The organism is Hoeflea sp. (assembly GCF_039975035.1).
GTDB lineage: Bacteria > Pseudomonadota > Alphaproteobacteria > Rhizobiales > Rhizobiaceae > Hoeflea.
On the sequence record NZ_JBDWHW010000201.1, the window covers coordinates 1 to 9984 of the forward strand.

The following is a 9984-nucleotide window of genomic DNA, read 5'->3' on the forward strand; positions in this document are numbered from 1 at the left end:
TCTGAACCTACACTTGTCGATCGCCGATGCCACCAACAACCCGATGTTCCGTTCCTTTCTGGAGTCCTTCGGAAATAGTGCCATCCCGCAATCCAAAATCGTTGATCGAAGCGCGATGGACAAGCTTCTGGCTTATCGCAATTTCATTCATGGTGAGCATGAAGCCATCTTGCACGCTATCGCGATGGGCGATAGCGAAGGCGCTGAAACTGCCATGCGCGCGCATCTAAAAGGTGGGCAAATGCGGTATCGAGAATTGCTGATGGGCGCACGCATGAATCAAGAGGGAGATTGATGTTGCATGATTTTGCGGCTGCTTTAGCTCATCTTGAAGGGCAACCGATGAGGTTTGATTTCCTTATACTAAGCATTTTCTTGGATCAAATCGATGGTAGCCAAGGCCCGATGCTGCCGTTTACGGAAGATCCCGACGCTGCAGCGCAGCTTCTTAAGTGCGGACATCGGTAAGCCGCATATGATCATGATGACGCCACCGAGCAACTTAAATCTATTTTGGGCCAGCCCCCGTGAGTTATGCGGCACTCTTCCATTTTAACGGGGTGACGTAAACGATGTTATCACCAACACTAACCATCACATCGCCGTCCTGAATATTTATCTGGAGCTTCATCGCGCGGCTTGCCAGTTTTGCCAGTTCACCCGTGTCTTTCTCGGAAAAATTTATCACTTGAAGATTTTCAAAACGGGAAGTGCTAGTTTTGATCTTGTCCCACCAAATCTCGGCCGTCCTGCCGCCGTAAGGGTAGACGATCACCTTGTCAGCTTTGCCACATGATTGGCGCATCACTTTTTCGCTGGGAAGCCCGAGGGCCACCCACACATCAAGTTCGCCGCTCAGGCTTTTCTGCCAAATGTCCGGCTCGTCATCCGTCGAAAGGCCCCTTGTCATATCCAGATGCTCATGGGCATTTAGCGCAAAAGCTACAATACGCACCATCAGCCGTTCATCCGTCTCTGAGGGGTGTTTGGCAACGGTCAGCTTATGGGTGTCATAATAGTGACGATCCATGTCCGAGACTGAAAGTTCGACTTTATAGATAGTGGCATTTTGCGCCATGATATGTCCCAATAATTCGAAGATTAGGATGCTTACTGCGTCTGATGACATTGTGAAAGCAGATAAAAAGGCCACGAAAAAAGGGGGCCGAATAGGTGTCGTAAAGTTGTGTGAGCTAACTGCGTATGATGTGTGGTCCGTATCAGGTCAACACCTTCAAGGTGGCGTCTGAACCGGGGTAATACAATACAGGTATGGCATCTCCCCTGGAGTTAAGCGGTATCCGCGGCGTAACTGGCAAACCCTTCGCCTAGTCAGAGCGGGTCCCCGGACGGTCATAGCCGAAGTGTCAAAGGCGCGGAAAATGGGGCGTTAAATTGGCCCGCGCAGGTTGGTGCGCGGAAAAAGATCAAGGGCTAGAAGCGACCCAAAGCTGCCAATAGCAACTTAGTAGTCGAACGTCGGCTTCGGGGATGGCGCAGTGGGGGGCCATACACATCAGCTGACAGTGTCTCCCCTAACTCAAGCCAAGCTGAATGCAAAGCCGCCTGTTCGTCGCCAACACGATTTATTGTGACCATACGGGTCTGCCATTGAAATCCTGATGCCCAACCCGAGAAATGAAAAACATTCGCGCATTTCCGTGGATTGCCGCCATCAAGACCCACAACAAACAATTGGAAAACCCAGCCGGGATGTTCGACGGTCTTTCCGACTCGGCTGAGACTGGGCTGCGTTGGTTTCTGGCGACTATGTGCGGGGGGTGAAGACTTTACATGAAGAAAGATGCTGAACTTGATGAAATCCTGGATCTCCTGACAATTCTGATTGAAGAGGAGGAGGAAACTCTAAAACGGACGTGCGCCTTGCTCGAGAAATTCGCGGATATCAAAAGTGAAGATACTCGATCCTGCGGAGTAGCGGAATGACATGATCGCTGTAACCGTTTTGCGCCCGGTCGAAGTCGGAAGCATAGTTGAAATCGATGGTGACCATAGCACCATCGTAAGATGGCCGCTTGATCTCAATCTGAGGAATTTGCCATTCGGGAGTTGGCCGCTTTATTGCGGCAAAGAAAGATGGCCCAAGCCACCGTCAAATCAGTTCAATCCGTTCAAATAACCTGACGCAGAACCACTGCCGGACATGGAGAAAAAGACGCCGTTATTGCGCTTAGCGCTGTTTGGCTTCTGCCGGTACTTGTTCCTCAAAGCCTCTGCTGCAATGGAAGCCCCAACTTCAAGGTTTGAATGGTGTTCACCTAGGTTTGGATCAATCAGGCCATGTTGGTAGCGGTCGATAAGCGATTCAGGTAGATCAACCAGCCAGAAGTTTTCATCCGAATGGAAGGACAGAAGGATCGTATAAGGGTCAATCCCGTGTTCTTTGATCATTGTTTCAAGCAAAACCGTGCCATTATCACGTGAAAGCCCCAACTCATCGCGAATGGTATTGGATGCCACAGTATATCTGTAGGCGGGTGGTGCCCTTCGCGGCAGCCGAAAGAACAGCGGCGGCTTTTCAAGCAGGTTGGGGCAAAGGGCACCAATCTTTTCGATGAAGACTGTTCCGACGCCGAAATCATCGCCATGAAAGGCAACCATGTGCTCAACCGATTTGTAGGCAATGTGTTCGTGCCCTGCGAATTCGGCTGAACTCCCATCGCCAATCCAAACGTCGTTCTGGTAATCGACATCCAAGAGCGTGAACTCGCATCCGGTTATCCCGATGCTGAAATTCCATTGGTGCTCAAATAGCCGATTTTTGTCGCCCGGATTGGACATGAGGATCTTGATCCCTACGACACCAAAGGGTGCTTCGCTTGAGATCATTTTTTGAACGGCCCCGTCTTGGATATCGAAGGTGGTGGAAGTGTTCCACAAGTCGATGAGATGAGATTGGAACTCTGAAGCGATCGTATCAATCAGTCTTTCGACGCGGCCCTTACTTGGTGACACATCAGTCTCCGGTTTCTGTTTTGGTCACTCACTTTGCCAAACCATTATATGTCATCTGAGCCTTGTCTGTAACTCCCTGCTTGTGAAAACAGCGATCCTGAAGCGATTTCGTGAAGTCTTGCGTGGTCCACCGATGACATCGCCAACAGTATTGGGGGCTGCCAGCAAGCGCCTGGTCAGATGCATTGTCGCCCGAACCGCACGATCGCAATTCGCCCAAAATGAATGTTTGTTGATATTCAGATGGATGCCTGAACCGGACATGTCAATTGACCCGGAAACTCCAAAAGTTTTTTCGGAAATTTGACCACAGACAGCGCGGTTAAATTCGGCCCATGGACGAAGCCGCTCGCGCGGCAATGGTGCCTCTGGCGGGCGCTTTACGCTGATCTTCACGGCGTGATTTGGGGATAGTCGGTTCTGTCTGACGATTGGGGTGTTCTAAATCATCAGACAGGAGGTTCCCATGACGGAGGAGAGAACCACGCCGCTGCGCGAGCGGATGATCGAAGACATGCGCATTCGCGGGATGGGCGACAAAGCCCAGAAGGCCCATATCCGGGCGATCAAGGATTTCGCAGGTTTTCTGAGGCGGTCCCTGGACACGGCCTCGCCGGAGGATTTGCGCGCGTACCAGCTTCACATGACCAATGCGGGGGTCTCACCGACCACGTTCAACGCCCGTATCGTGGCGCTGCGGTTTTTCTTTGGCATGACCTGCGGGCGCGAGGACATGAAGCGGTACATGCAGTTCCGCACGCAGCCGCGGAAGTTGCCCCTGGTGTTCAGCGTCGAGGAGGTGTCCGATCTCCTGATGGCGGCGCCTGGGCCGGGCCTCAAATACCGCGCCGCCCTCAGCATTTCCTATGGCGCGGGTCTCAGGGCCGCGGAAGTGTGCAGCCTCAAGGTCAGCGACATTGACAGCGACCGGATGCTGATCCATGTCGAGCAGGGCAAAGGGCGCAAGGACCGCAAGGTGATGCTGTCGCCCGGGCTTCTGGACCTGCTGCGCGATTACTGGCGCGAGGCACGGCCGCAAGGCTGGCTGTTCCCGGGCAAGCCGAAGATCAATCCGATTTCGCCGCGTCAGTTGAACCGGGCCTTCACCTCGGCCAAGACCATGGCCGGTATTCCCGACCTTTCGGCTTCCACACGTCGTGTTGCGGCGGCGGTTATCGATCATTTCAACAAGCGGACCGGTCAATGCGATCCAAGCATTGGAAGGCTCATTAAGCTCTTAAAGATTAGCCGTGCCGCAGTGCTCAGAGCGACGAATGAGCTGGATCAACTCGGGCTGATCGAAAGGAAAAGTCATGGCGGCAAATCCCACCGAACGGCCTATTTACCAAATTGGCAGAAATTCCGAGCTTTTGTCGAAGACTGGGATCATGGAATGAAGACCGGAGACGGGCCAGTTGAAGGACGTTCTAAGGTCTCAGAACTGAGACCATCACAGTCTCAGCGTCGAGACCTTAAGGGTCTCAAAAATGAGACCCAAACCCTTCGAAAGAACCCTTCAAAGAAACCCATCGAAACTGACCAAGCTGAAACACCAGCAGCTCAAAATAGCGAACTGAACAAGCGAAAAGGCGCAAGCAGGCTTTTGAAAAGAACCGATTTGCAAAGACAGCAATCCTTTCTACTTCCCGTCAAAGGTGGACGATCTCAATCCCGGTTTGAAGTTTTTAGAAAGAAGGCGCAACAACGTTGGGAGAATGACCTCATGAGACAAGGCATAGAGCGAGCCGAGGCGGTCATGGATTGGCTTACGAATGAAGCAATAGAGCGGGCAACCGAAGCTGAGTTGACCACACCGGGAGGCGGGTTGGAATTCATCCTCAGTGAAATGGGTAGTCAGCAGATCAGCGCCTGACCAGGGTCCTTTTAGAAAGGCCTTGTCTTACGAGGCTATTCGCGACCGCAGGGTTTGGGCACGCGCTATGTATTTCAAAGCGTTAGGATGATCTTTATGTTTATGTTTCGACCTCATTCAGAAAGTAGGCCAGGCGAGTCTCGGTGGTGGTATGACAGGGCAAACACTACCGGAAGACTGCTCCCCAACCGCGAACCCAATGTCTGCTTCGCGTTCCCATTTCAGACGTTCGCCAGTAGTTGATCCGGTCCCCTTGGCAGCCGTTTCATGCAATTTGTACAAAGGTCCTTAAAGGGCGGGGAACGGACATTTGCCGCAGCCGCGAAGTTAGCTGGCACGATTGGCTATAGCGGTCATTCGCTGCAAAAACCACCTGCCAGCAGCACCAAATGGCTGCGATGCGGACGAAGCAGGCATTGGCAATTCTACCCTGAGGCGTTATCCAGCCAGTATGGGGTCGGTTCCGGCTGGGGGCGGAATGACACTCTAAGTATCGCTGGCTGAGGTGTCCGCCAGATCAAGTCTGGAGTTTTAAAGATGACCGTTTTCGGCGGAGCCTTCGAAGACGATAAATTATTAGATATTCAATTTTTGGTTGTAAAAAATTAACCACTAGATAAAGTCTACCTACACTTAATAGTTGCTGTTGGGGGCTCAACTGTGTCGACTTATCTTCGTGGTCTATCAATTTTAGCTTTCTCATGGGGTGCCGCCGGCTGCGCAGCGTTCCCGGCTTCTAATATCCCTGGTCTCTACGCTTCCCCAATTTTCATAGGTGATGAAATAAAGAGCAGCGATGTCTTACAAGCAATTACGTGCCAAATATCTGAGGGTGTTCGCGGAGTAGACCAGCTGAAATCGACGGTCTACGCCGGAAATGAATCAGCAAAAGCTTTTATATATCAAGGCGGTAATGGGAGTTTTTCGGGAACGGTTGAAACAAAAATAACAAATAGCGCAAGCGTAAAATCCTCCCTAATTCTTGCAGGATTACCAACCTCGGCAACAGGCAATGACAGTACATTGGGGCCAGGGCTGGAAGGAAACTTGGGCACAACAACCAAACGACAGGATAAACTTACCTTTTCGATCACGCCCAACGCAAATCGCGCCAATGACCATCAATGCCAGAAACTGAAAGTTAGATTTTCCGACAACGACATAGCGGAGTCTTTGGTCTCACACTTCGTAAATACCGTCGAAGCTGCGACGGGTGCGCAGACGAAGACATTCAACATGAAGAGTGTTGATACCACTCTGACGTTCATAATTACGAAGACAATTGGGGTTGATGTTGGTGCAACAACTTATCCTGCGGCACCTTATACTATCAATTTTATTCCCAGTGTTGACGCTTCTAGAACAAGAACTGGAACTTACGTTCTCAACTTCAAGCTTCCGACAGCACAAGCAAACGAGGATAACGCGAAGCGTCTTACTTATTGCAGAGGCAATGGTATTGATCAGACGTGCGAGGAAGTGCCTTACTCGCAGCAACAGAAGGAAGATTACTTCAAGAAACTTAAAGAAAGTACGCCCAAGATTTCAACATCGAATGGCCTAAACACTTTTTCTCTCGGCACGGATACAGTGACAATTACTCCCAGGCCGTTGCCTTCTCTTAATGAAGGGCCGGCATTTTAGGTTCCCGAAAAGTTTAAATTCTCAGAATAATAATTACACAAATGACATTATTGAACTATTTGAAAAAAATATTCTAATTCTTGTAAGTAATTTTGAGGAAGTCGAAGACAAAAGGACGAAAAATCCAATATAGGATGCGTAAAATGTTAAATCGCAGAGAATTGAACAAGCTTGCGCTTTCGAGCGCACTGATAATGACTGCCCCGGGAGCAGTAAAAAGTTTCGCCGCAGGCAAACCCGTCAGGCTTCCGTTGCACGAATTTGTAAAGGATGATCGACTGCTCAAGGCACTGCGCCGCGGCGTCGATGAAATGAAGAAGCGCAAACCGTCTGATCCGCTCAGCTGGTTCTATCAGGCCGCAATCCATGGCGTGACCAACCAGATGGTGGCGGAAGCTGCCAAGGACGATCCTAAAGTCCTGGATTTGGATCGCAAGAAGCTCTGGAACCAGTGTCCGCACTACGGTCAGAACTCGGCAAACTTCCTCCCCTGGCACCGTGCCTACACCCATCATTTCGAGGAAATACTCCGGTTGCACACGGGCGAGAGCGATTTTGCTATTCCGTACTGGGAGTGCTCACGGGCCGATCAGCGCGATTTTCCGCGCGAATTCGGCATCAGCATGCTGGACGGCGCGTTCAACAAGGTGCCTAATCCGCTCTTTCATGCAGAGCGTGATTTCTTTCTTTGCCGTTACGAGCACCCCCATACCGACCAGGTTCCGTTGACGACCCTGAGTCCCAGGGCGGTCGATGATTCTCGGGCACTCGGTGCGCCCACATTTTTCGGAGAAGATGAAGCGAGTGGTCTCGGCGGAGGTGTCTACGATGACAATCCGGACACGCGCGGAATATTGGAACAGGCGCCACACGATCAGATCCATCGTGCGGTTGGCGGCATTGTAATCGGCACCGACGGCGAGGGAAATTCGACGGGCTCCATCGGCGGCATGGCCATCCCGATGACGGCCGGCTTCGATCCGATATTTCCGATACACCACGCAAACATCGACCGCCTGTGGATGGTCTGGTCTTGCATGAACGGTAAAACCTGGGGTCCGCTGCCGGATCAGGAATGGTTCGACGAAAAGCCTTGGTTCTTCCACGACACAAAGGGTGGAATCGTGAACCGGTCTCGCAAGGAGTATTTTGATCATCGTGCTCTTGGTGTGCAGTTCGCGTACGAAGACATGAACTGCAAGCCGCTTGAGCTGCCGGACGAGATCATGAAACCGCAACTTGTCGCCGCGAGCAGTCCGGCAAAGTCCTCGGCTCGTACTGAAACGGCAGTCAGGATCGACCAAGGGCATACGGTTGATCCCAAGCAAACAACCGTTGTCCAACTGTTCGCCGACGGGGCCGTGGAAGATGGCCACGCATTGGCTTTTGCCGACGCCGAAAAGCGAATAAGCGCAAGCCCAGGAAGAGTTGTGCTACGCATTCACGACATCAAGGCCAATGGTTTGTCCTCTGATGGTCTCGACGTCTATCTGATTCCGCGCAGCGCCAAAGCAACCGGGCTCATGACAAACGATCCGGGCTATCTCGGGTCGGTAAATTTGTTCGTACACTCGATGAAGAAGTCACGTGCGTTCGATCAGAGGTTCGATGCCACAGACGCGATTTCGAGCGCCGGCGTCGGCATGGAGCAGATGCAGCTTGTGTTCGTTCCTTACGCGCTCACGACCGCTCCTAAAGTGGAGGTGGGGTCCCCCGTACCGTTTGGTTCAAAGCCTGTAACATTCGGCTCGGTGTCTGTTTTCATCGTGGAAGAATAGTATCGCCTTTCCATCTTGCCCGCATGGCATGCGGGTGGTGAACCGAGGGATCAAACACGCACCAATTAACAACACATGGGGTCCATCTGCATAAAGGTACGCGAGGTCCCACAGGAATTTGGGCTATTTTTGGGAATACCTGGAAGCTGGTCAATTTCGGCGGTCTGATGGGGGTCGATTCCGGTAGGGGGCAGGATCGTACACTAACGATCGCGCCCAGATCGGTCTGAACAAAGGCGAGGCTCATCATGCGCACAAAAATGCTTTGCGCATTGGTAGGCAAGGCGAAATCCGCGACCGAACCACCGAAGGGCAGTATTACCGGATCGCCGGGCTGAACCTACTCACGGCGATTATCGTCTACTGGAATACTGTCCATCTTGGCCATGCTGTCGCCGAACGCCGGAATGAAGGCCTGGATGTGACCCCAGAGCTTTTGGCCCACATCTCACCCTTGGGCTGGGCTCAAATCCTGCTAACTGGCGAATATCTTTGGCCCATCGATGACCTGCCGTTAAACTTTCACCCAGCCGCGACCGGAGCCTGGTTGGTATTTACGCCGATCGGCGCAGGTTGAACAATCGGCCGACGCGCGGAGTTATCATCTCACGTAGCGGGGCGGGCGATTGCAGTGGTCAGCATTCGCGCATAATCAGCCGGGGTCTGGTAGATCAAGGCAGAATGCGGGCGTTCGGTGTTGTAGTCGGCGGCCCAGGCAGCGATGACGATACGGGCGTGAGCCAGGTTGCGGAACATGGTCTCGTTGAGCAGTTCATCCCGCATGCGACCGTTGAAACTCTCGACGAAGCCGTTCTGCATCGGCTTGCCCGGCGCGATGTAATGCCATTCGATCCCGTGCTCAGAACACCACCACAGGATGGCGTTACTGATTAGTTCGGTTCCGTTGTCACTGACGATCATTCCGGGCTTCCCGCGGCGCTCGATCAGGGCCGTGAGTTCACGCACGACACGGCGCCCCGAGATCGAGGTGCCCGGGATCGCGGCGAGACATTCACGGGTGGCGTCGTCCACCACGTTGAGCACCCGGAAGCGCTGGCAGTTGGCGAACTGATCATGCACAAAATCGAGCGACCAGCGCGCATTTGGCCGTGCCTCGACCAGGATCGGTGCCCGTGTTCCAACGACCTTGCGCCGAGCCTTCCGTTTGCGGGCCGTCAACCCTTCCTCGCGGTAGAGCCGATAGATCCGGTTGATCCCGGAAGGCTCGCCCTCGCGGCGCAACAAGACGAAGAGCCGTCGATAGCCAAACCGGCGACGTTCATTCGCCAAGTCCCGCAGCCGACCGCGCAGCTCCGTATCCGGAGCACGCTGCGCTTGGTAGCGGATCATCTTGCGATCTGCCCCGGAAATCCGGCACGCCCGCCGTTCCGAGAGCCCGAACAGGGACCTCAGGTGCGCGACTGCCTCGCGCTTCACGGCAGGCGTCAACATTTTTTTGAAACCAGCTCCTTCATTGCCGGCATCTGATTGCCAGCCGCCTTCGCAGATGCAACGAATGGCTGCTTTGGCGGGCTGCATCGCAACGCCATTTCAGCAAGTGAATGACCGCTGAGGGCCGGAAGCGCCTGTGAACAGACGACTGTTTCGGGCGGAGTGAGGACGGTCGAGTTTCGGGAGCAAAGTCGATAAAGCGGACAAAGCGACCAAAATCTTAACTGGACTAAATCTCTCAACAGGCCCTGAGCTGTAATT

At 53.0% G+C, this 9984-nt stretch carries 7 protein-coding genes and 2 pseudogenes; 6 read left to right on the forward strand and 3 right to left on the reverse strand.

Going from position 1 to position 9984, the window contains the following annotated elements; genetic code table 11:
* On the forward strand, positions 1 to 295 hold a 295-nt coding region (locus ABJN75_RS17860), incomplete at its 5' end, for an FCD domain-containing protein (RefSeq protein ID WP_348440936.1).
* A 237-nt stretch (positions 296 to 532) separates the two neighbouring features.
* Here ABJN75_RS17860 and ABJN75_RS17865 read toward each other — a convergent pair.
* Complete coding sequence (locus ABJN75_RS17865; protein ID WP_348440937.1) at positions 533 to 1078, reverse strand: YaeQ family protein; 546 nt, start codon at positions 1076 to 1078, stop codon at positions 533 to 535.
* A gap of 716 nt (positions 1079 to 1794) precedes the next feature.
* Here ABJN75_RS17865 and ABJN75_RS17870 point away from each other — a divergent pair.
* Positions 1795 to 1947 carry a hypothetical protein gene (locus ABJN75_RS17870; RefSeq protein ID WP_348440938.1) on the forward strand — a complete coding sequence of 51 codons (153 nt, stop codon included), beginning with the start codon at positions 1795 to 1797 and terminating at the stop codon, positions 1945 to 1947.
* A gap of 171 nt (positions 1948 to 2118) precedes the next feature.
* On the opposite strand, the gene ABJN75_RS17875 is transcribed toward ABJN75_RS17870, so the two are convergent.
* Positions 2119 to 2976: a hypothetical protein gene (locus ABJN75_RS17875; RefSeq protein ID WP_348440939.1), complete on the reverse strand. Its 858-nt coding sequence runs from the start codon at positions 2974 to 2976 to the stop codon at positions 2119 to 2121.
* Positions 2977 to 3442: 466 nt separating this feature from the next.
* Here ABJN75_RS17875 and ABJN75_RS17880 point away from each other — a divergent pair, with 466 nt between their 5' ends.
* The 4 genes and pseudogenes from ABJN75_RS17880 to ABJN75_RS17895 all read left to right on the forward strand — a co-directional run.
* On the forward strand, positions 3443 to 4849 hold the full coding sequence (locus ABJN75_RS17880) for a tyrosine-type recombinase/integrase (protein WP_348440940.1): 1407 nt from the start codon (positions 3443 to 3445) through the stop codon (positions 4847 to 4849).
* Between the two features lie 660 nt (positions 4850 to 5509).
* A complete protein-coding gene (locus ABJN75_RS17885) occupies positions 5510 to 6493 on the forward strand; it encodes a hypothetical protein (protein WP_348335099.1) in 984 nt (327 codons plus the stop codon).
* Between the two features lie 143 nt (positions 6494 to 6636).
* The gene (locus tag ABJN75_RS17890; RefSeq protein ID WP_348440941.1) at positions 6637 to 8271 is read left to right on the forward strand and encodes a tyrosinase family protein; all 1635 of its coding nucleotides are present in this window, start codon (positions 6637 to 6639) and stop codon (positions 8269 to 8271) included.
* Positions 8272 to 8482: 211 nt separating this feature from the next.
* Positions 8483 to 8770: pseudogene (locus tag ABJN75_RS17895) on the forward strand (Tn3 family transposase); the annotation flags it as partial.
* A gap of 23 nt (positions 8771 to 8793) precedes the next feature.
* Here the strand turns inward: ABJN75_RS17895 and ABJN75_RS17900 are convergent.
* Positions 8794 to 9729 (reverse strand): annotated as a pseudogene (locus ABJN75_RS17900) (IS3 family transposase); the annotation flags it as partial.
* Between the last annotated feature and the right edge of the window lie 255 nt (positions 9730 to 9984).

Coding starts and splice junctions, on each gene's coding strand:
- ABJN75_RS17865 (WP_348440937.1), bottom strand. CDS start 1,078: ATGGCGCAAAATGCCACTATCTATAAAGTCGAACTTTCAGTCTCGGAC.
- ABJN75_RS17870 (WP_348440938.1), top strand. CDS start 1,795: ATGAAGAAAGATGCTGAACTTGATGAAATCCTGGATCTCCTGACAATT.
- ABJN75_RS17880 (WP_348440940.1), top strand. CDS start 3,443: ATGACGGAGGAGAGAACCACGCCGCTGCGCGAGCGGATGATCGAAGAC.
- ABJN75_RS17890 (WP_348440941.1), top strand. CDS start 6,637: ATGTTAAATCGCAGAGAATTGAACAAGCTTGCGCTTTCGAGCGCACTG.